Raw genomic sequence first — 21903 nt, forward strand, 5'->3', positions numbered from 1 at the left:
GTGAAACTCTATTTTACATAAAGTTTTTAGATAATTTACATTGATTAACGAAATTCAACCCATACTAAACGGATAAATTGTATAGAGGGTGAGTTCATGAAACGAAAAATAGGCATTGCGTTGATTATTTTTATCGTTACCTGCGCCGGTTTTTTACTAGCAGTTTCTGTATCTCCAATAAAGGAATTAGAGAATAGTTCAATAAAATCAAGCGATAAACCCATTATGCTAATGGTCGTTGATTCATTAATGAGTGAACCATTACAAAAGGCAGTGAAAAAAGGAAAAGCACCTGCCTTCGAATTTTTGATTAACAATGGCTATTTTAATCAGAAAATGATTAGCTCTTATCCGACAATGTCTGTCACGATCGATAGTACGTTACTAACCGGAGTGTATTCGGATCAACATAAAATACCAGGGCTGATTTGGTATAAGGAAGATGAAAATCGAATAATTAGTTATGGAAGCGGAATCCGTGAAATTTGGAATAATGGGTTAAGAAACGTGGTCCGGGACAGTGTCATTCATCTTAATGAAACTCATTTAAGTAAAGATGTTCAAACAATTCATGAGGAGCTTGCGAATCGAAAACTGTCATCCGCTTCGATCAATGGTTTCTTATATCGGGGAAGTTTTGAACATCAACTAAACGTTCCAAAGCTCATAGCAATGACTAATCTTTTACCAGAAGAAGTTGAAATAAATGGTCCTGCCTTATTTTCACTTGGAGCGCTTTCTCAGTATAATCCGGAGAATAATCGGCATAAATATGTTTGGAACCGTTTGGGCGTCAATAATAAATTTACAGCTAAGGAGATAAAATACTTAATCGACCAAAAGAAGTTACCACCCTTTACATTTGCTTATTTACCGCATGCGGATGCTTCCATACACAAACATGGACCGGATGATTTAAAGGGCATTGAAAAAGCAGATCAAGCACTACAAGAAATATTAAATAGCTTTCCATCGTGGGAGGAAGCCATTCAAAAGATAACATGGATTGTACTGGGAGACAGCGGCCAATCTTTCGTAGGTAAAGATAAAGACAGTTCTTTAATTGATTTAAATCAATTATTGAAGAATTATACGTTTTGGGAAGGGAATAAGAACAATGGGCAACTTGCCATCGCCATTAATGAGCGGATGGCATACATTTATGTAAAAGATCCTCAGGTTGAAATATCAGAAGTTGTGAGAAGTTTAAAAGGTGAAGAACGTATAGGTTTTATTGCATGGAAAGATGATCAAACAAACTATGTGTTAAACGCACTAAGTAATGAGGAATTAACATTTTCACCAAATGGCAAGTATGTTGATGACTATCGGCAATCGTGGCAAATTGCCGGGAATGCTTCCATCCTGGATTTGAGGCTGACTAAGGAAGGGCGAATTCATTATCAAGATTATCCAGATGCTCTGGCAAGGCTTCATGGCGCGCTTCATTCACAAGTGGGACGAGTTATTATCGTCGATGCCAAGCCTTTCTATGAGTTTATAGAAGAGCATAGTCACGATCATGCGGGTGGTGGTGCACATGGTTCTCTTCATAAAGTAGATTCAATCGTTCCCATGATTGTTGCAGGCACAAATGATTTTCCTCCATCCAATCGCCTTGTCGATGTGAAAAAGTGGATTCTTCAATTATTAGGTGCCGCATAACAATTGAGAACGAACTCCGTGAAAGGATTTCGTTCTTTTTTAATACCTGTGGAATGTTATATTATACTTAACAATTGCCCCGTGGAAATTTAAAACGTTTAATTTTATAATCTCCCCCAAAAATTGACATCCTCCCTAATATCATCATCAATTTAATGAAATATATAACAATTCTGATATTCATAAAGTTTATTCAATGTACTCTATATACTTAAGGTAATACTACATTCGTAGTAACTACTTTTAATGGAGTGATATCATGAAAGCAGCGAGGCATTAAAAGTAGGCGGTGCATCAGAAACTTATACTGTTGAATTATCGAAAGAGCGCGGAGCGAAAGCGTTAAGGCTTGGTGCAACAGCGGTTATTAATCCTGCTGAAGAAGCTGATGTAGCGGCTAAAATTCAGGAGCTAACAAATGGCGGCGCAGACGTGGCCATCGAGGTTACAGGTGTACCAATTGTGTTACAACAAGCAATTGATTCTACTTCGTTCGAGGGCGAAACAATTATCGTGTCAATCTGGGAGAAGGAAGCATCCACTCAGCCAAACAACATCGTGTTATCAGAGCGCAGTGTAAAGGGAATTATCGCATACCGTGACATTATCCCAGCTGTTATGCATCTGATGACAAAGGACTACTTCCCGGCGGACAAATTAGTTACAAAATGAATTACATTGGACGATGTTGTTACGGAAGGCTTCGAAACATTAGGAAATGATAAAGATCAGATTAAAATCCTGGTCGCTTCAAAATAGACTTATAGAAAAACGGCTTATCCCGCAATAGGATAAGTCGTTTTTAATTTCTTAATTATAGTTTCATCTTTAGTGCTTTATTGGCGGAGCTGTATTTAATTCATTTTTTAAAGAAACATGCAACTCAAGATCATGATTTATAGAGGCAAAAAAAACATCGCTTATATCATGAACCCCTTGATCGGTTAATTGCTGTATTAACCATGCCTCATTTAAATTAACCCCTTTAAGTACTTCGGAATAGATTGTTCCTTCTATAATAACTGGAAAGGCCATAGAGGATTTTGATGTTCCGATATTCATATCCTCTCTTGTTACGGAGTTTTTTTCCGGCTTTTTTAACACACTTAAAGATCCGTTCGCTTCGATAATGGCTGTTTCAACTTCATTAATATCAAATACATTCTTTTCCCGAAGCATATGAAGAATATTATCAATAGAGTAGCGGATATTTTTTAGATTATTATCGATAAATTTCCCGTTTTGAATAACTACGGTTGGTTCAAGCGTTAATAATCTACCTATTTTCCGATTAGAAATTTTCCAGTTTGCAACAACCCTTTGAAATAGCCCGATAAAAATTATTGCCACAAAAGTCGGGGCGTGCTCAATATTAGGGTCGGCAATATCAGCTCCTACAACTGCGCCAAGTATAATAACGATTAAAAAATCAAATACTGGAATTTCTCCGATTGCTCGCTTTCCCATGAATAGGGTAGTAAACAGCAGCAAGGGCAAAATAGTTAGTATTCTTACAAAAACAATGAGAATATCTTTTATAAATTCAAGCATTTTAACACCACTTTCTACGAACTCTTTACAAAAGAAAAAGATCAATTATACACTCAACTTTTCCATTTCAAGCGTTTTATATTACTCCTTTAAGTATTTTATAAAAATAAGATATGAGGAGTGGTGTGGTACGCAGGATAAATCTAATCTCAATTAAAAGTAATTACTTTCACTTTTGAATATATAAAGCATTTTATAAATAATAATTTAAATAAAAAAACCCGGAATTATAAAAATTCCAGGTTCTGTCCTCGAAAAGAGGTATCGTCTTAATATTTAATCAAATTTTCCATTCGTTACTACATCATCTATTTTAAGATTTAATACATCTTGAATATCTTTTGCTTTTAAATCCTCTGCTTTTTTCATAATTTCATTAACTTCGTTACCAAAATTCTTTATATCTGAATTAGCTTCATTAACTTCTGCGTTCGCGGCATCCTGAGCATCGTTAGCATCTTTTAACTCACTATTCGCCTTTTCAATTATTCCCTCAGCTTTAGTAATTTCGCCATTAGCCTTGTTAATTTCTTCATCTCCCTCTTCTTGTAAATCATATACAGTATCTTTAAATTCTGTGACTGTATTATTTAAGTCTTCTATTAGTTCTGCATCTTTTTTAGCTTTAGCAACCGCTGCATCTAATTCAGTTTGAAGCTGATCTCTTTGTTTAACAGCCTCATTATACTTAGCAGTTTGTTCTTCAAGTTGAGTTTGTGTATGATTTAGCTTTTCTGTAGTATCTTTAAGATCAGCATTAGCTTTAGCTAATTCTGCTTCCAATTCTGCAATTCGAGCCTTCAAGTCTTTTATAAGTGTAGTAGCTTCATCAAGTTCAATTTTAGTATCCTCTAACTCTTTTAAAGTAGCTGTATTAGAAGCAAGTAATTTATTGTAATTCTCCTCTAATTTTATAAAGTTATTACCAACCTCTTCCAGACTTTTCACTAGTCCTGATATTTCCTGATTTTTTCTTTCAATTGTTAATTCTAATTGGGTGATTTTACCGTTAAGCTTTAAAACGTCGCCTTTAAGATTGGTAATAGTAGCTTTCTGACTAGTAATAAAATTATTAGCTTTTTTTATTTTAGCATTAGCATCTTTTTGAAGTTCTTGAACTTTGTTGATTAAAGCTTGTTGATTTGAATCGTATTTAACTACTTGATCAGTTTGAAAAGAAATTTTGCTTTTAATTGCATTCAATGTTTCAGAACCATCATACGCAACAACTCCTACAGATGCTGTTGTAAATAAAGTGCCTGCTAAAATTAGTGCTTTCCCTGAAAAGTATCCCATTAAAAAATTCCCCCAATATTGTTATTTGTATACTACAATCAAAATTAGTAGTAATTACCATATTATACTCGTGGGTTATATCTTTTATGCCTAATTTTAGTGAGAATTTTACTATAGTTAATTCTACTTTTTAATATTTTAAATATATTATGACTAATAGCATATGTATATTTCTTTTAAAATGTTAAATTAACGTTAATTAAATTAAATAATTGATGGATAAAATTTAAAGGACTGAGTTAGGAATGAAACTTAATCGAGAGAACATTGTAAAGATGAAAAGTGGAGATATAAGAAAAGGTAATTTATACAAAGATTAGGAAAACTTGAAATGAATCTTGGATTATAAGTTCACATTACCAAAGTTACTCATTTATCTCATATACTAACTGAGGATATTATTTTAAAACCTGCTTATATTAATGGAAAAGGGAGGTGCGATAATGACCCAGATACAAAATAAACTGGAACAAATGAAACTTGAAATAGCAGCGGAGTTTGGAATTGATAACTACGATTTAATCGATAAAGGTGAACTACCTTCTAGAGTGAACGGTAAAATTGGTGGTGAAATGACTAAAAGGCTTATTGAATTAGGGAAAATGCAATTAGTTCAAATGACACAACGAGAATTAGTACCTATAGAAATAAAAAGGGAAGAAGTTATGAAAAAGCAGCTTATGCTTCCTTGGCCAGAAGAGTACCACGGAGATTTACTGCCGATCCCTGGTCATTATAATTCCCCAAAGAATAACTTTTATAATTAATTGGCAAGAAAATTGGTATATGAAAAATGCTTAGATGTGAACTAAGCATTTTTCTTTTTTTTTGACATGGATAACGCTGCTGCAGAGCTTGGTCCATATAACATTCGTGTGAACTCGGTACACCCGGGAATTGTCAAAACATCTATGGCTGATCAACCAGATGTGGAAGAATAACTTAAGCAACTTGAAAAAGATATTCCTTTAAGAAGAAGAGCAGAAGTAGTAGAAGTTTCTAATTTAGTTGTATACCTTGCATCTGATGATTCCAGCTATTCTACAGGAAGTCAATTTGTTGTAGATGGTGGTATGATTTATGATCTATAAATAAAATTATCCGCGCAATTTCTATTACAGAAATTGTTTTTTTTTTTTTTCGCTTTTTGGGGGAGATTCAATATTAAGAAAGTATTAAGAAGTTAAGAAGTTTTATATTAAGATTTACAGGCTATGATAAATGAAGGAGTTTTAGGAGGAATAGCGTATGAAAAAAATTTTAAACATAGCATTTTGGATTGTTTTATTATTCTATGCATATTTATTAATAGAAACGGTGTTTTTTGCACGGGATGCTAGAAGAAGCGTTAATTTAGTTCCTTTTGATATGATAACAGACAAGGGCTTTACATTAAATGTATGGGGAAACATTCTCATGTTTATTCCATTAGGTCTTTATGCTGCGAACTTTTTGAAAAAATTTAATTTCTGGAAAGCATTGTGGGTAATTATTGGCGCAAGCCTAGGGATTGAAGTGTTGCAATACATTTTTAAGCGCGGAGTAAGTGATATAGATGATTTATTGCTAAATACAATGGGTGGATTAATTGGTATTTTTATTTATCTAATATTAAAAAAAATGTTCAAATCAAAAGAAAGAGTGCATAGTGCGATTTCGGTATTGTCACTTTTAATAGGGATACCGGTATTTTTATTAGCTGCAACTCTTTTTCTGTATAATTGAAAATAAGGAGTTTAATGTATTAACTAATGTACAAAGGGAGTGAACCTATGTCAAAAATCGTTATTATAGAAGACACCGAAACAATAAGAGAGGAATTAAAAACGTTCCTATCGAGATATGGTTATGATGTAGTCGCCTTAACAAATTTTGAAAACATTATTAATGATACGCTCAAGGAGGAACCTGACTTAATTCTTTTAGACATAAATCTGCCTGTAACAGATGGATATTTTATATGCAGAGAAATAAGAAAGAAATCAGATGTACCGATAATCGTAGTGACGAGCAGGGATTATGAAATGGATGAACTCATGAGTATCAATTTAGGGGCGGATGACTTTATTACAAAACCATTCAATACTCAAATTCTTTTGGCAAGAATAGAATCTATATTAAGAAGAGTTCATGGATCCAATAATCAAGATACCATTACGTATAATGACCTGAAGCTGAATTTACTAAATGGCTCGGTTACATTTAACGATCATACAGCGGAACTAACAAAAAATGAATTCAAAATACTCTCCTGCTTAATTAAAAATAAAGGGAAAATTGTTTCAAGAGATGATTTAATGGATTTTATGTGGAATGCGGATATTTTTGTGGATGATAATAATCTATCCGTTAATGTTACGAGATTAAGAAAAAAACTTGAAGGATTAGGGATGAAGGAAAATATAGAAACTAGACGCGGATTAGGTTATATACTGCCATGAATTTAAAAAACTACTTAAAAGAAAGAATACTATTTTTACTTAATAATTTAATTCTATTTGTTATAATAGGCGGTGTTATGGTACTCGTTAATAGTAACTGGAATCTAATACTACTGACTTTCTGCATATGGTTTTTTCCTGTACTTATTTATATGATTATCGAATTTATGAAACAGAAAGCTTTTTATGACGAGTTAAACAGCATAATGGATAATTTAGATAAAAAGTATCTGCTTCCTGAGATTATGAATGAACCCGAAAACCTGGAGGGGAAGCTTTTATATGATATATTGCGACAGGTAAACAAGGATATGCATGAGCATGTAAAGAAGTATAGAGACAGGGAAAATGAGTATAGAGAATATATAGAAACTTGGGTACATGAGATAAAGACCCCTATCGCATCGACTCGCTTAATAATCGAAAATAATCAAAATAATATTACACGAAATATTAAAGAAGAAATAAAAAAGGTTGAAGAATATATAGAACAGGTTCTCTATTATTCTAGGAGTAATAATGTCAGCAAGGATTATATCATTAAAGAGGTTTCTTTACCTGATCTTGTTAGAAGGGTAATTAAAAGAAATTCGAGAGACTTTATTAGCAAAGGTATTGCCCTCGATATTGAAGCGGTAGATGGCATGGTGTACAGTGACGCAAAGTGGCTGGAATTTATAGTGAATCAACTGATAGGAAATGCAACTAAGTATATTGCGGGACGTGACGGGAAAGTTACAATCAGTACGATTAGAAATGAAAACAACATCATACTTACTATAGAAGATAATGGTATCGGTATTATAGATAAGGATTTAAATAGAGTTTTTGAAAAAGGCTTTACAGGAGAGAATGGGCGAAAGTTTGGACAGTCTACTGGCATAGGTCTTTACTTGTGCAAAAAACTTTCGGAGCAGCTTGGTTTAGGTCTTACCTTAACTTCAAAAACAGGCGAAGGAACAAAGGTTAGAATTATCTTTCCACTGGGAAGTGTAAATTTACTGCGTTAAATTTAACGGATGTCCGACTTATTAGTCAGGCATCTTTTTTTATTTCCAATCTTGCAAAAATGTAACTTTAATAAAAGATAAACCGATATGTACCCCTCTGTAACCTTGTTATGATAATACCAAGAAGTGTACAGGAGGAATTAAAATGAATAAATTACTTATGGCAGTTTTAACTGTCGTTGCTTTATTGGTTGGGACTTTTTACGGGTATAACTACTACAATGGTCCAAAAATTGTTGATGGTGTTATTTCGGAGAATATCGATGAAAAGGGTAATCCAATAGATTATACGAATGAATTTTCACCTGGGGATACAGTATATTTCTCTGCAAAAGTAAACCGATTTTGGGTGAAAAAGGCAAAGGTCGTATGGTATAAAGATCGGGTTGCAACATCAAATAGAGTGCACGTTGAAGAAAATGTTGTTTTAAATGATGCGGGATATTTTAATGCAAAGCTATCGATTCCCGAAGGTCTTGAAGAAGGTCGCTACATGGTAACGATTTATAAAAAAGGTAACAAAATTAGAGAAACTACCGCTGAATTTTATGTGAAAAAGTAGAGGATTATATAATCAGGCTTGGAGGAAAAATAATGAACAGTATATTAAACGTTGAAAAAATTGAAAAATATTATGGATATAAAGGGAATGTAACAAAAGCAATCGACAATATTAGCTTTAAGGTAGACAAGGGGGAACTTGTAGGAATCATGGGTCCTTCAGGGAGTGGCAAGACGACCCTTTTAAATTGTATTTCTACTATTGATACGATTACGACGGGCCATATTAATATCAATAACAAAGATATTACAGTCCTTAAGCGAAAAGCTTTGGAAAATTTCAGACGTGATGAATTAGGTTTTATATTCCAGGATTTTAACCTGCTGGATACACTGACTGCCTACGAAAACATTGCGTTAGCACTTACTATACAAAATAGAGGGACTAGAGAAATTGATCGTTTGATTAAAAGTGTTGCTAAAAAACTTGAAATTTCTGAGCTATTAAACAACTACCCTTTCCAGTTGTCAGGAGGGCAAAAGCAACGAGTAGCATCGGCAAGAGCATTAGTTACAGAGCCTTCACTTATTTTGGCGGATGAACCAACAGGGGCTCTCGATTCTAAATCTGCCAGACTGCTTTTGGATACATTTGAAAAGCTGAACAAAGAATTTCAGTCTACAATACTTATGGTTACCCATGACGCCTTTACAGCCAGTTATGCCCACAGAATCCTGTTCATTAAAGATGGACGAATCTTTAATGAACTAATACGTGGAGAGGATACGAGAAAGGAATTCTTCAATAAGATTATTGAAGTTGTAACTTTACTTGGAGGTGATGCGGGTAATGTTTTATAAAATTGCGATAAACAATGTAAAAAGAAGCTTTCGGGATTACTCCATCTATTTTTTAACATTAACCATTGCCGTTTGTATATTTTACAGTTTCAATTCTTTTGAAGAGCAGACAGCCATGCTCGAAATGGGCAAAAGTACGTCGGAGTACATGTTAACCTTAAATAAATTAATAGCCGGAACATCCATATTTGTCTCCTTTATTCTCGGAGGGTTGATTACTTATGCCAACAATTTCTTAATCAAAAAAAGAAAAAAGGAATTGGGTATATATATGACCCTAGGAATGTCCAAAGGTAAGATTTCAAGAATCCTAATTTTTGAAACTTTATTAATCGGTCTCGTGTCCCTTGCAGTCGGAATTACACTTGGAATTATTGTCTCACAAGGCTTGTCGGTAATTACAGCCCAACTATTGGCCGTTGAGATGAGTCATTATAAATTTATTGTTTCAATTGGTGCAGTAATAAAATCTGCTGTGTATTTTGGAATAATTTATCTTCTAGTTATGATTTTCAATCAAGTGACAATTTCCAAATATAAATTGATCGACATGCTGAATGCAGCGAAGAAAAATGAAGTAGTAAAGCTAAAAAATGCATACGTCTCCATCTTTTTCTTTATTGTATCTTTAATTGTCCTGGCAATTGCATATGTATTAATTCTCAAAAATGGCTTGAATTCTGAAGGGTTTTTATTGATCGCATCTCTTTTGTTAGGTGTTTTTGGAACAATGTTGTTCTTTTTCAGCCTCTCTAATTTCATGATTCATATTGTACAAAAAAACAAGAAATTATATTTGAAGGATTTAAATATTTTTATTTTAAGACAGATAAACAACAAAATTAATACGAACTTTGTCTCAATGTCTGTAATATGTCTAATGCTATTTTTAACGATCACACTTTTATTTACTATGTTCAGTTTTAAAAGCACCAATGATAATATGGTGGCAGGAAATACTTCTTTTGATGCCTCATCAGTGCTCATTGCCAAAAATGAAAATCTAGAAGAAAACGCGAATGATATAGAGACATTTTTAGAAAAAATCGACTTCACATTTGAAGCGGATGAAAAACATACTTTTTTTAGTGAATATAAACTTACCCTTACTTTAGAAAACCTGTTATCAAATTACTTAAGTAAGCAGGAGCAGAAGGAATTTCAGGAGAGCTATATGTTGGGGGCTTTATCCGCTGTTAAAATATCGGATTATAATTCAATATTACAACTTAAAGGACAGAAGCCTAAGGAATTAAAGGACAATGAAGTTTTAGTTGTATCGAATTATGGTCGGATGAATCAGGCGTTGAATAAATTTATGGATAATGAAAACACCATAAACATAGAGGGCAAAGACTATGCCGTAAAAAATGATGCTCCTATTGAAGGGAATATTTTGACTACTGCCACAGCTTTGACCTACTTTTATCTCATCATTCCGGATAATTTTTCTGGAGAGTTACAATTAGATAAAACAGGTTATAATGTGATGTTTGAAGGCAGTGACCCTAAAAAGTCAGAGGAAAAGTTTACAAACCTATTTAGTAGTCTTTGGGAAGATAGTACTGTAGATGGCACTAATTATTTAGTTCTTGGGAACACAATAGATCAAGTAAATACAAGAGTACATGGTTTATCAGCTACAGTCGTTTTTCTTGGTATTTATTTAGGGCTCATCTTTCTAATATCGAGTGCAGCAGTAATGGCATTGCAACAATTATCTGATGCAAGTGATAGCTTCGAACGATATCAATCTTTACGTAGAATTGGCGTCACAGAAAAATTAATTAACAAAGCGATTTTAATTCAGAACCTGATTTATTTTGCGATACCTTTAGGATTGGCCATTATACATTCCATCGTCGGAATTAGTATGGTTAACGAAGTTTTCAAAGCTTTTAGCCAGGGGATTATAGGAAGCTCTATGTTAGTAATTATCTCTACGCTTCTTGTAATATACGGCGGATACTTTTATGCAACGTATGTTGGCTTTAAAAATATTGTGAAAAGTAGGAATTAGTGATAGTAACTAACTTAATTAAGTAAAGGTATGCAAAACAAAACGCATCTTCATTTGAGAGGATGCGTTTTGTTATGGAATTCAAATCGGCTAAAATCCAAACTTACTCAAAATAAACGAATATCCTTCAGCAAGTTCACGTAGCTGGTTGAAACGACCAGATGCACCAAAGTGACCGGCACCCATGTTTGTTTTTAAAACAAGGGTATTGTCATCTGTTTTTAATTCACGGAGACGGGCTACCCATTTGGCCGGCTCCCAATAACCGACGCGCGGGTCATTTAATCCTGTCGTGATATACATATGTGGGTAAGGCTTTGCTTCTACATTATCGTAAGGACTATAAGATTTCATGTAGAAGTAATCGTCTTCATTTTGCGAATTACCCCATTCATCCCACTCTAAAGTTGTTAATGGAATTGAATCATCAAGCATCGTTGTGACAATATCGACAAACGGTACTTCCGGAACGATATTTATCTTTCATCCAATAATATTCATCATGCCGAACGTCTCCATGCAGTTCAAACGTATGAGGTATTTGCTTTGCAATTAGTTTATTCATCTATAATTCTACCCCTTGATATAACACAATAACTTCAATAAATTTTTGGATAATCCTCTAAATAGCTACAATTTCCTTGTTTGCAGGAAGACTATAAACAAATTAAAAAGAATTTTGGAGATTTAAATACTTGATATTAATTTACTATTTCATAATGTTACATAATAAACTAAAATTTAGGTAATATATATATTTCCTGTACATAACTACCACGTCTCGACTTCCATTAACTTCAAAAGTTTTCACTTCTTAAGAATATTCTCCAAAGACCAAAATGCCAGAAAAGTAGTAATTAGAAAGGGGGCGGTTTATTTACCATGTTGGTTAATGTTTGTTCTAAAAAATTATATATAAAGGAAGGTAAAAAATGAGATTAAACCGGAGTTTACTTGTTATTTTTGTAAGCGTTATCACATTGTTTTCATTTGCTGTGCCCAATTTTTCTGCACATACGTCTATTCAATATGAATTAAGTGAAGTAAGAACCGTGGCAGGCAATCAGAATGCAGATCTGAAGAATGGGGATTTAATAAATGCAAGGTTCGATACTCCTTCGAAATTTGTAAAATTGCGTAATGGCAACATAGTAATTGCGGATACAAACAATCATGTTATTCGCCAGATAAACGATAAAAAAGTAATATCATTGGCTGGTTCACCATTTTTAATAGATGGAGATATAGCGTATCAAGGAAGTTTTCTGGATGGTAGAAATTTAGAAGCAGCATTTAATGAACCTGCCGGATTAGCTATTGCAAATGATGGAACTATTATTATTGCAGATTCTGCTAATCATGCAATCAGAAAAATTACTACAGATGGCAACGTAACAACAATTGCTGGTAATGGTGTATTGGGATTAGAAGATGGGGATGGGAAAAGTGCGCGTTTTAATTCACCTCATGATATTGCAATCGATTCAAAAGGTAATATTTATGTAGCGGATGCTTTAAATCATGTTATACGGAAAATCTCAAAAAACGGTAAGGTTAGTACCGTTACGAAGCCTTCCAAACGCATAGTAGAATACACACAAGGCTTACCGGATTTTGCTGGGGATTTTGCGGACGGTACTATTAAAGATGCATTGTTTAATGAGCCGAGCGCATTACTGATTGATCAAAAGGACAATTTATACGTTGCTGACCGCGGTAATCAACGTATACGTTATATTGATTTTAGTAAGAATACTGTTTCCACTGTAGCAGGTTCAGGCGATCTACTGACGGATGAGTATTATGTAGAGGGAGGAAATACTGATGGTCCTGCTACAAAAGCGCAATTTTCCTCACCTGAAGGGATGGCATTAATAGATAAATCAACATTACTAATTGCAGATCGAAAAAATCACACAATTAGGCAATTAAAAGATGGAATTGTCTCAACTATTACCGGTACTGCTGAACAATTTGGAAACAAAGATGGACTTTTACAATCGGCTTTATTTAACGAACCAGTGGATGTATTAGTGCAAGGTGACGGTACATTATTAATACTGGAGGCGGGGAATAACCAAATTCGGAAATTAGCTACCTACGATGCATTTTTATCACAAAAGTATTCAAAAAAAGCAGAAGTTTGGTTAAATGGGAAGTTGCTTGAGACAACTGTTGAATTTATTCAATCAGAACCTCTACTTCCTTTAAACACAATTGGAGAAGAATTAGATTTAGCTGTTAATTATGAAAAAAAATCCGGGGAAATTACTCTTTCAAATGAAAAGACAACATTTGTACTTTATGAAAATAAGAAGACTGCACAAAAAGAAGAATTAGGTAAGAAAGCAAGTTATCAATTAAATGTACCTGCAAAAGTAATTAATAATAAAGTTTATATTCCGGTTAGCTTTATATCCGAAAACCTAGAGCTACATGTTATTTGGGATGAATCATTAAAAAATCTCGTAATTAGAAGTTATACTTTTGATTAGAAGGAGTGATAATTTTGTATAAAGCAATAATAAGCTTTGTCGCAACTGTAATGTTTTTAACAGTCGCTTTCCTTCCAACTACAACATATGCTGCTGATACATCAAGAGGAGCGGAAATTAGTTCGTATATGGGGACAGTTGAAGTGAAAAAAGCAGGAGGAAAAAAATCAATCATCGCCTTTAAAAATATGAAATTGAATCAAGGTGATGAAATCATAACCGGTGCTGACTCCTCAGCTATTCTTCAATTCTCTAATAATGGTGAAAGCGATGATCAGTTAATATTAGAAGCCAATTCGACGATTGTGCTGTCCAAAGTATCAAATAAAGAGAGCACTGTAACGAAGGTGAAATTAAAGCGAGGCAAAGCGTGGGTAGATGTATCTTCAATTAATAATAATGAAGATGTGTTCCAACTAGAAACTCCTGAGGGAATCTTAAATGTACGGGGAACAAATTTCTTTGTAGGTGTCGATTCTAATACAGGCCAGTCAGTTTTAGGAATGTTTTCGGGAATAGTTAATTATAATGCTACAGTAGATAGATCCCAAGGGACAAATTATATTTACCCTGCTCAAATTGCTTTTTTAGATTCGCAAAATGAAGAGAATGTAGGGAACATGTCTAATCAGACTTTAGAAGAGATGCTGAAAGATTTATCATCAGAAGTAGCTCAAGCAATTGTGGCAAATTTAATTAAAATAAATGAAGAAAATGAAATGTTGATAGATAAAATGAATGAGCAACCAGTGGCAGGTTTAAGTCCTGACGCTTTAACGAATATAAATAGAATAGCATATGCATTATTAAACGAATTGTATAAAACAGGTAAGATTTCAGAAGATGCTTATAAACTTAAATCGGAGGAATTAAGTAATAGCGGTCCCACAGTTGGGGATATACCATCATCAGTGCTTCAATCATCCGATGCTGATAAGATTTTAGAATTGAACCGAAAGAAACGGGAAGAAAGATTAAATGAAAGTAATAATCAATTATCAAAATTAGAAGAACTGAAAAGACAACAAGAAGAGCTAAAGAAAAAAAATGAAGAATTGAAAAAAGAGCGGGAAGCAGAGGCTTTACAAAAATATAAAGAAAACTTATCTAAAGAAGAGCAAGAGAAATTGCTGAAACGGCAAGCTGATTTAGAGGCGGCAAGAAAAACACCGACACCAACACCAGACTCAGGATCTAGTCCAACACCGCCACCGAGTCCAACACCAGATCCAGAGCCGACACCAAACCCAGCACCAACACCAGATCCAGAGCCGACACCAAACCCAGCACCAGACCCAGCACCGACGCCAAATCCAGACCCAACACCAGATCCGGAGCCGTCACCAGGCCCAGACCCAACGCCTGACCCAAATGAGTGGTTCTATAATATTGAAAATCCACTCTATTTTAGGGTGACGGTTGATTCAGAAGAATTTTTATATGAAGGGGATGTTATTAGTCAAGGCAAAGATAATAAATTACTGTTTGAAACAACAGAAGTTATTAAATTCGGCAATGGAGATCGAGTAACATTTTTTATTTCCACTACTAATAGTGATTCATTAGAAATTAGAGGAGTTATATTGGAAAGTCATTATCCTTTCGAAGCTGGGGAACCAGATTACACCATTCCAATAGAAACAGTCGATTCAGATAATTTAACATTTAAAATCACTATAGATGAAAAAGATGGTTCAGGGCGAACTGTAGAGGTCACATTTAAAATCCTTGCTGAATTAAGGGAATATCAAAGTCCGGAAAATATTATTAATTACTTCAAAGAAAGTAAATAAGGCTAGTACGAATTATAGTGGGTATATAACCTCCTAGCGGTGAATTAGTTATGAATAAAGAACGGATTCCTTAATGGGGGTTCGTTCTTTTTGTTCAAAAAAAATAATTCGAAAGCCCTTTAAGTATTTTGCTAATTCATATTCTACTTTTGTTTTATTTCAATAATTTTTAAATACCTCCGATGGATACTCTAAGGCTTTTGGTTCAAAATAAACAAGAGAGGGTATAAATGAATTTGACCTTTAATGGGAAAATCCCGTTCAAAATAATAACCAGCTCAGTGAGGAGGTAAAAATGAATGTTCTAGATTGCATCGTTATAGGCGGTGGACCATCCGGGTTAAGTGCAAGTTTGATTTTGGGGAGAGCTAGAAGGAAAGTTGTGTTATTTGACGATGAAACAAACAGGAATACAATTACACAAGAATCACATGGATTTATTACTCGAGATGGGATAAAGCCACAAGAGTTTAAAGAAATAGGATTAAAAGAATTGGAAAAGTATCCATCGGTATCGTTTGTTAATGCAACAGTTAACGAAATAATTAAGGATAAAGGTAATGATAGATTTTCTGTAAAAGCGTCTAATGGTCAAGAATATGTTACAGAAAAGATTATTTTAGCTACAGGTATTCAAGAAGTATTTTCTATACAGGGGATAAGGGATTTTTACGGTAAAAGTTTATTTAGTTGTCCGTATTGCGATGGCTGGGAGCAAAGAGACAAGCCATTGGTTGTCATTGCAGAAAAAGAAAAGCATGCACTCCATCTTGCTAAAGTTATATATAATTGGTCGGAGGATTTAGTTGTTTTAACGAATGGGGTTTCACTCTCTCCAGAAGGTGCTGCAGAGTTACAAAGACGCAATATCAAAATAATATCTGACCCAATAAAGAATTTAATAGGAGTAGACGGTTATTTACAAAAAATTGAGTTTGATACAGGTGAAACGATTATGAGATCAGGCGGGTTTGTTGCGCCAATTTATTATCGCTCCAATGAGTTTGCCGAAAAACTTGGCTGTGAAATGGATGAAGACGGAAAAGTCAAAACGGATGGCGTTGGCAGAACAAGTGAAAAGAACATATATATTGCGGGAGAAACTGAAAGAAACAGGCCGTCCTCGTTAATGATTTCAGCTGCAAAGGGTAATAAAGCTGCAGTTTCCGTAAATACTGACCTTACGATGGAACGCTTTTAAATGTTTAAAAGATAAAAGGCGCTATCCAAAATACATTGGATAGCGCCTTATTTTTTATGGTTTTTATTATGGGTTAGTAGACCAAAGACCAGCATGTTTCAATACAACACGTGGATGAAGCTTTAATTGTGCAACCATTAAGTCAGCTAAATCTTCTGCTTGCATAACTTTTTCTGGGTTGCCGTCTGTTAAGTTCAGCTCAACCGCCATGTCAGTTGCAACCGTACTTGGTGTTAAAGTTGTAACGCGAATATTTTTCTTGCGTACTTCAAGCATTAACGACTCACTTAATCCGATTACTGCAGCCTTAGAAGCTGAGTATGCACTTGTAACCGGTGCACCTTTTTGACCAGCTGTAGATGAGATATTGATGATATCGCCTGTGTTGCGCTCAATCATTTCAGGTAATACTGCACGTGTTGTATAGTATACACCTTTTACGTTAACATCGATGATATTTGTCCATTCTTCAGGTGTTAAGTCCATGAAGCTGCCGAATTTTGAAATACCCGCATTATTTACTAAAATATCGATTGCTCCAAGCTCGCCGCGAATTGTATCAACCGCTTTAGTAATAGAGTCTAAATCTGCTACATTAGCAGAAGCAACTGCTACCTTTACATTATATTGTTTAAGTTCCTCTGCCACTTGCTGTAAATTTTCAAGTGAACGTCCCACAAGACCTACGTGAATTCCTTCTTTAGCAAAAGCGATTGCTGTTGCTTTTCCAATTCCACGCCCTGCTCCGGTGATTAATGCCACTTTTCCTGTAATTGTTTGCATTTTTTTTGCTCCTTTAAATAAGATTGATTTATTATAGCGAAATAAAGAAATCGAAATCCTCAAACTAGATCGTGCTTTTTCACCAAAAATAAATCAAGTATTATTCTAAAACTAACTTTATTCTACTCATGGTTTTTCGTATTGTAAAGGATACGAGCATGCTAATTTTCTTCTTTCTTCCAAGGAGGATTGGTATGGTGGGAAAAATTATTATATATTTTAGAAACTGTATATGGAATAAAAAATGATAGGAAGGTACAAAGCATAGTAGGTATATCAGTAAAATGTTCCATAAGACTATTCCACAAAAAAATTCCACCTTTAGTGTGATTTTATAATGTTGCCTGGCTTTTCGATAGTTGCGTTGACATCAACTTGTATATCACTCTTTATGAAATAATGCTGACCCTCTTCCCATTCCTCTTTAATGGATTTCCAAAGCGGATAATGCTTTTCATATAAATAAGTGTTTAATCCGATAACGTCTGTATATAACTCATTCTGTAAAATAGAGATGGTATGTTCCGTTATTTCTTTAATTTCTTTTTCTAAAGTACTTTTTAGCTTTTGATAATTTTCTTCCTTCATAACGTCAAGATGGCCATATTGTTCAGCGACTCCGCTAGCAACATCGATTTTAATATCGAATTGTAATGGCATTTTCTTATCTTTCAGTGATATTTTACTTTGAATGTTTAAGATTTCAAAGGTGACATCGTGATCATCAAGTTTTGTATTAATCGTCCCTGTCTGATTTTTGGATTGAATAAAGTTTACTCCTTTTGCTTCATCTCCGATTAAATTACCAACAACTTTATTCTTAATACCGCTGTATACCGAAACCCCATCATAATTAACTGTCGTTGTATTTACCTGACTAATAAAAGGAATAATAAAACTTCGATTCATTAACAAATAGGATTGAACATTTCCCACAGTTAAAGGTTGGGCAATATCTAAAGTCGACTTGTTTTCCAAAACTTTGGATAAATATTTACTTGGTATTTTCTCGTTTTCAGGAAGAATTGATAAATAATCGCTGGATTGATCCTCCGTAATGGCGATTTTCACGCTCCGTAACATTTCTTTTTCTCGAAGGAAAATATCCATCAGATCAGCAAATAAATATTCTTCTTTTGCAAGGGCTTCCGAAAAGAGGACAATATTTAAATGTGTCACGTTTGTCCTACTTCCAGCCTGTTTTATCATATCGCGGTTCATTTCAATAATGGTGTCTCCAGTTTGTGATAGGTTACGAAATGAAGTGGCGTTTGAATTGTTAGTGTTTTGTTGTGAGCTAAAGGTAGAAGGATTTAAAAGCTGTTGTGTTAATTTGAATTTATTATTATCATTTTGTTCATAATCCTCATCTTTTTCATAATTTAAAACTCTTTCATCGGTTTGTAATGAAGATTCATTTTGATTTTGTTTTATGCGTTCTTGCCCTGATGAAGGTTGATTACTTTGCTGCTGTTGACCTTGGGAGTCCCTCTCAGCCGCACTTTCTTCTGAAGGAGCTGGTTTATTATTATCTTTATTAGTAGCTAGGTCTATCGCAATCCCTGTTACAAAACTTCTATCTTCTACTTCAAGATTATCCCAGCAACCGGCTGTAAGTGGGAGACAACAAATTAAAAATATAAGTTTTTTATAAGGAATCATGGGTTCTCCTACCTCTTATTAATAGCATAGTTCCTAGTAGAAATATGACGAATACAATATAAACTATCTCTAAATAGGCCATATATTTTGCGATGTTATTAATTTGAATAAAGTTTTTAGGTAGCATGGCTAAAAAGAAAATGATGGGTGACAAAATAAAGATAATCGATTGCTTGGCTAATTTAGGAATTAACTGGTTAATGAGCATTACTGCAATATCAAATGCCATTAAGCAGGTTGTAAATACAATAATTGTCCAGATGATAAATAAAATAGAATCAAAGCGTTCGAAGAAAATCCCTGGAATCGATATAATTTTTGAAAGCTCGAATACAGGATAATAAAGATTTTTGACCGTTGCATTCCCAAAGACGCCAACACAAATAATAAAAATAATGATATAAAAGGTAAATGGAAATAAAATTCCTAAAACAGTCATTTTAGCTGCTTTTTCAGGTTTTTTTATAAGAGAAATATAAAATAATACGATACCAAATCCTAGAAATGCGTTCAAACTGGATATTGTTCCAGACTGAAGTCCTTTAAAATCGGTTTGAAACACAGGAAGTAAATTTTCAAGCTTAATAGCCCACATCGGTGCAATAATTAATAAAGTTAATCCGCCGACAACAAAAGGGAAAAAGAGAATATTTAATTTGAAAATGGCCATCTTCGAGCCAGATACTGCATATATAACGACAAGGATAAACGCTAAACAGACAACTTCCAATGGGGTACGATCAAAAAAGTACTCCTGAGACAGGGTAGCCATTTCCCTCATTTGAAAGGAAGAGATAATAATATATTGAAAAACAAAAATAAAGCATAGTATGACTGCCACTGGCTTTGATACTAAATAGGAGGCAAAAGAGAGAAAGGGTTCATTTGGGAAGGATACGGCTATTTTTGCTAAAATCCATCCTAAAAGAAGCGCGATCAACCCTCCGAATAAAATTGCTATCCAGCCATCAGAAGATACAGTATGTTCGGTTATATACCGAGGCAAAAATAAAATTGTAATACTAATCGTATTCGAAGCAACAGCAAACATAATGTCTTTATCTTGAATCGATTCATTGTTTTTATAAAGTTTCATTACTTCACTGATCCTCCGTCTTTCTTTTTCTTATTCGATTTCAGGAATGGCTGAAATGAGCGTTTTGACAATACTGTAATCGGAGCCCTTACGACAATATTTTCAAGGGTCCATAAGTTGCCGGGAGAAAAGGATTGTGTATATGGAACACCAATACTTTTTAAGTTGGCAAGATGAACATAAATCATAATAAACACTAAAATAATTCCGTATAGCCCTAAAATTGCCGCAGCAAATATAGTAGCGAGGCGAACTATTCGCAAGCCAATCGCAAAGCTGTAATTGGGTATGGTGAATGCGCAAATGGCCGTTAAAGAAATAACTATAACCATGATGGGGGTTACAATACCCGCCATAACGGCAAGTTGACCAATAACTATACCGCCTACAATCCCAATTGTCTGACTGATTTTATAGGGGAGTCTTGTTCCAGCCTCCTGCAATACTTCATAAAAAAAGACGAGGATTAAAGCTTCAATTAAGGACGGAAATGGAATCCCTTCCCTAGCTGCCGTTATTGTAAATAATAGCTGAGCCGGAATTAATTCTGGATGGTATGAAATTAATGCAACATATAGGGCTGGTAAAAATATAGTCATGTAGAAAGAGAATAAGCGCAATAATCGAAGTAATGAACTTATTAACCAACGTTGGTTATAGTCTTCTATTGACTTTAATGAATCCCCGAAAGTGATAGGCATTAAAAGAGCAAAGGGTGACCCTTCAACAATAATGGCTATTTTACCTTTCAATATATTGAAAGCCACCCTATCCGGTCTTTCTGTATCTAAAATTTGTGGAAAGGGTGACAGAAGATTATCTTCAATCCACTGTTCAATAAATCCAGAATCCGGTGCGAAATCAATATCAATTGTTTTAACGCGACGCAAAACTTCCTGTAAAAGATCTTCTCTTACAACCCCATCAATATAACAAATGGCAATTTTCTGGTTGGAATGTGTGCCAACTTCCATCATATCGACTCGAAGATTGGGATCTTTGATTTCCTGGCGAATGAGCGAGAGGTTAATTTTAAAATTCTCTATAAACCCTACTCGGGACCCTCGAATAACTGATTCAGATTGCGGCTCTTCAAGGGCACGATATTCCATTCCGCTCGTTCCGATAAGAGCGGCTTCACTTACACCTTCCAGTAAGAAAACTGTATCGCCGGCTAAAAGCGTTTTAATTACCTGCTTCATTTCCTTCGATCTGTTGATTTCAGCAATGGCGATTATTTCTTCATAGACATGATCAAACAAATTCGAGTGAATATGTTTTCTGTTTAATTCAAGAACTCTTAATATATTTTTATTTAATAAATCCTCGTTTATAAGCCCTTTTATATAAATTAAAGCAAAAGGATGGTTCAACCGGCCAATTCTGCTTTTTCGGATAATAAGATCTGAAGAATTTCCAAGTATTTTTTTTATTACTGTAATATTTTCATCTAATTGGCCATCGAGATATAGGGGATTATTGTATTTTTCATTTGAAGATTGGACCATTTTCTTAACTCCTGTTCAAA

General features: G+C 34.3%; 19 protein-coding genes and 2 pseudogenes. 13 read left to right on the forward strand and 8 right to left on the reverse strand.

Annotated features, from left to right (window positions below):
* Positions 1-96: 96 nt before the first annotated feature.
* Positions 97-1665, forward strand: coding sequence for an alkaline phosphatase family protein (locus SNE38_RS06730; protein WP_191704950.1), 1569 nt, complete (start codon positions 97-99; stop codon positions 1663-1665).
* A 270-nt stretch (positions 1666-1935) separates the two neighbouring features.
* Positions 1936-2424 (forward strand): annotated as a pseudogene (locus SNE38_RS06735) (zinc-binding dehydrogenase); the annotation flags it as partial.
* 69 nt (positions 2425-2493) lie between these two features.
* On the opposite strand, the gene SNE38_RS06740 reads toward SNE38_RS06735, so the two are convergent.
* Both SNE38_RS06740 and SNE38_RS06745 read right to left on the reverse strand, forming a co-directional pair.
* Positions 2494-3216 carry a DUF421 domain-containing protein gene (locus SNE38_RS06740; protein ID WP_191704951.1) on the reverse strand — a complete coding sequence of 241 codons (723 nt, stop codon included), beginning with the start codon at positions 3214-3216 and terminating at the stop codon, positions 2494-2496.
* 276 nt (positions 3217-3492) lie between these two features.
* Complete coding sequence (locus SNE38_RS06745; protein WP_191704952.1) at positions 3493-4512, reverse strand: coiled-coil domain-containing protein; 1020 nt, start codon at positions 4510-4512, stop codon at positions 3493-3495.
* Positions 4513-4955: 443 nt separating this feature from the next.
* Here SNE38_RS06745 and SNE38_RS06750 point away from each other — a divergent pair, with 443 nt between their 5' ends.
* The 8 genes and pseudogenes from SNE38_RS06750 to SNE38_RS06785 all read left to right on the forward strand — a co-directional run bounded on the left by SNE38_RS06750 (position 4956) and on the right by SNE38_RS06785 (position 11345).
* A complete protein-coding gene (locus tag SNE38_RS06750) occupies positions 4956-5279 on the forward strand; it encodes an alpha/beta-type small acid-soluble spore protein (RefSeq protein ID WP_318247711.1) in 324 nt (107 codons plus the stop codon).
* A 66-nt stretch (positions 5280-5345) separates the two neighbouring features.
* Positions 5346-5603 (forward strand): annotated as a pseudogene (locus tag SNE38_RS06755) (SDR family oxidoreductase).
* A gap of 157 nt (positions 5604-5760) precedes the next feature.
* The gene (locus tag SNE38_RS06760) at positions 5761-6237 is read left to right on the forward strand and encodes a VanZ family protein (RefSeq protein WP_191704954.1); all 477 of its coding nucleotides are present in this window, start codon (positions 5761-5763) and stop codon (positions 6235-6237) included.
* Positions 6238-6284: 47 nt separating this feature from the next.
* Positions 6285-6953 (forward strand): response regulator transcription factor, encoded by a 669-nt coding sequence (locus SNE38_RS06765; RefSeq protein WP_191704955.1) that lies wholly within the window; start codon positions 6285-6287, stop codon positions 6951-6953.
* Positions 6950-7963, forward strand: coding sequence for a sensor histidine kinase (locus SNE38_RS06770; protein WP_191704956.1), 1014 nt, complete (start codon positions 6950-6952; stop codon positions 7961-7963). Before SNE38_RS06765 ends, SNE38_RS06770 begins: the two co-directional genes overlap by 4 nt.
* Positions 7964-8108: 145 nt before the next feature.
* Positions 8109-8525 carry a hypothetical protein gene (locus SNE38_RS06775; protein ID WP_191704785.1) on the forward strand — a complete coding sequence of 139 codons (417 nt, stop codon included), beginning with the start codon at positions 8109-8111 and terminating at the stop codon, positions 8523-8525.
* Between the two features lie 32 nt (positions 8526-8557).
* On the forward strand, positions 8558-9325 hold the full coding sequence (locus SNE38_RS06780) for an ABC transporter ATP-binding protein (protein WP_336046161.1): 768 nt from the start codon (positions 8558-8560) through the stop codon (positions 9323-9325).
* The gene (locus SNE38_RS06785; protein WP_191704783.1) at positions 9315-11345 is read left to right on the forward strand and encodes an FtsX-like permease family protein; all 2031 of its coding nucleotides are present in this window, start codon (positions 9315-9317) and stop codon (positions 11343-11345) included. The genes SNE38_RS06780 and SNE38_RS06785 overlap by 11 nt, the downstream gene beginning before the upstream one ends.
* Positions 11346-11435: 90 nt before the next feature.
* Here the strand turns inward: SNE38_RS06785 and SNE38_RS06790 are convergent, their stop codons facing one another.
* On the reverse strand, positions 11436-11780 hold the full coding sequence (locus SNE38_RS06790) for a prolyl oligopeptidase family serine peptidase (RefSeq protein WP_225223859.1): 345 nt from the start codon (positions 11778-11780) through the stop codon (positions 11436-11438).
* Positions 11773-11910, reverse strand: a complete 138-nt coding sequence (locus SNE38_RS06795; RefSeq protein WP_336046162.1) for a hypothetical protein — start codon at positions 11908-11910, stop codon at positions 11773-11775. The genes SNE38_RS06790 and SNE38_RS06795 overlap by 8 nt, the downstream gene beginning before the upstream one ends.
* 367 nt (positions 11911-12277) lie before the next feature.
* On the opposite strand from SNE38_RS06795, the gene SNE38_RS06800 reads away from it, so the two are divergent.
* The 3 genes from SNE38_RS06800 to SNE38_RS06810 all read left to right on the forward strand — a co-directional run bounded on the left by SNE38_RS06800 (position 12278) and on the right by SNE38_RS06810 (position 16834).
* Positions 12278-13840 (forward strand): stalk domain-containing protein, encoded by a 1563-nt coding sequence (locus tag SNE38_RS06800; protein ID WP_336046163.1) that lies wholly within the window; start codon positions 12278-12280, stop codon positions 13838-13840.
* A gap of 14 nt (positions 13841-13854) precedes the next feature.
* Positions 13855-15633 (forward strand): FecR family protein, encoded by a 1779-nt coding sequence (locus tag SNE38_RS06805; RefSeq protein ID WP_191704781.1) that lies wholly within the window; start codon positions 13855-13857, stop codon positions 15631-15633.
* A 295-nt stretch (positions 15634-15928) separates the two neighbouring features.
* Complete coding sequence (locus tag SNE38_RS06810) at positions 15929-16834, forward strand: NAD(P)/FAD-dependent oxidoreductase (RefSeq protein ID WP_191704780.1); 906 nt, start codon at positions 15929-15931, stop codon at positions 16832-16834.
* A gap of 66 nt (positions 16835-16900) precedes the next feature.
* Here SNE38_RS06810 and SNE38_RS06815 read toward each other — a convergent pair whose 3' ends face one another.
* The 4 genes from SNE38_RS06815 to SNE38_RS06830 all read right to left on the reverse strand — a co-directional run bounded on the left by SNE38_RS06815 (position 16901) and on the right by SNE38_RS06830 (position 21883).
* Positions 16901-17617 (reverse strand): 3-ketoacyl-ACP reductase, encoded by a 717-nt coding sequence (locus tag SNE38_RS06815; RefSeq protein ID WP_191704779.1) that lies wholly within the window; start codon positions 17615-17617, stop codon positions 16901-16903.
* A 321-nt stretch (positions 17618-17938) separates the two neighbouring features.
* Positions 17939-19279 carry a Ger(x)C family spore germination protein gene (locus tag SNE38_RS06820; RefSeq protein WP_336046164.1) on the reverse strand — a complete coding sequence of 447 codons (1341 nt, stop codon included), beginning with the start codon at positions 19277-19279 and terminating at the stop codon, positions 17939-17941.
* Complete coding sequence (locus SNE38_RS06825) at positions 19266-20375, reverse strand: GerAB/ArcD/ProY family transporter (protein WP_191704777.1); 1110 nt, start codon at positions 20373-20375, stop codon at positions 19266-19268. Before SNE38_RS06825 ends, SNE38_RS06820 begins: the two co-directional genes overlap by 14 nt.
* Positions 20375-21883: a spore germination protein gene (locus tag SNE38_RS06830; protein WP_191704776.1), complete on the reverse strand. Its 1509-nt coding sequence runs from the start codon at positions 21881-21883 to the stop codon at positions 20375-20377. Before SNE38_RS06830 ends, SNE38_RS06825 begins: the two co-directional genes overlap by 1 nt.
* Positions 21884-21903 lie beyond the last annotated feature (20 nt).

This window comes from Solibacillus ferritrahens (assembly GCF_037027585.1).
Classification (GTDB): Bacteria; Bacillota; Bacilli; order Bacillales_A; family Planococcaceae; genus Solibacillus; species Solibacillus ferritrahens.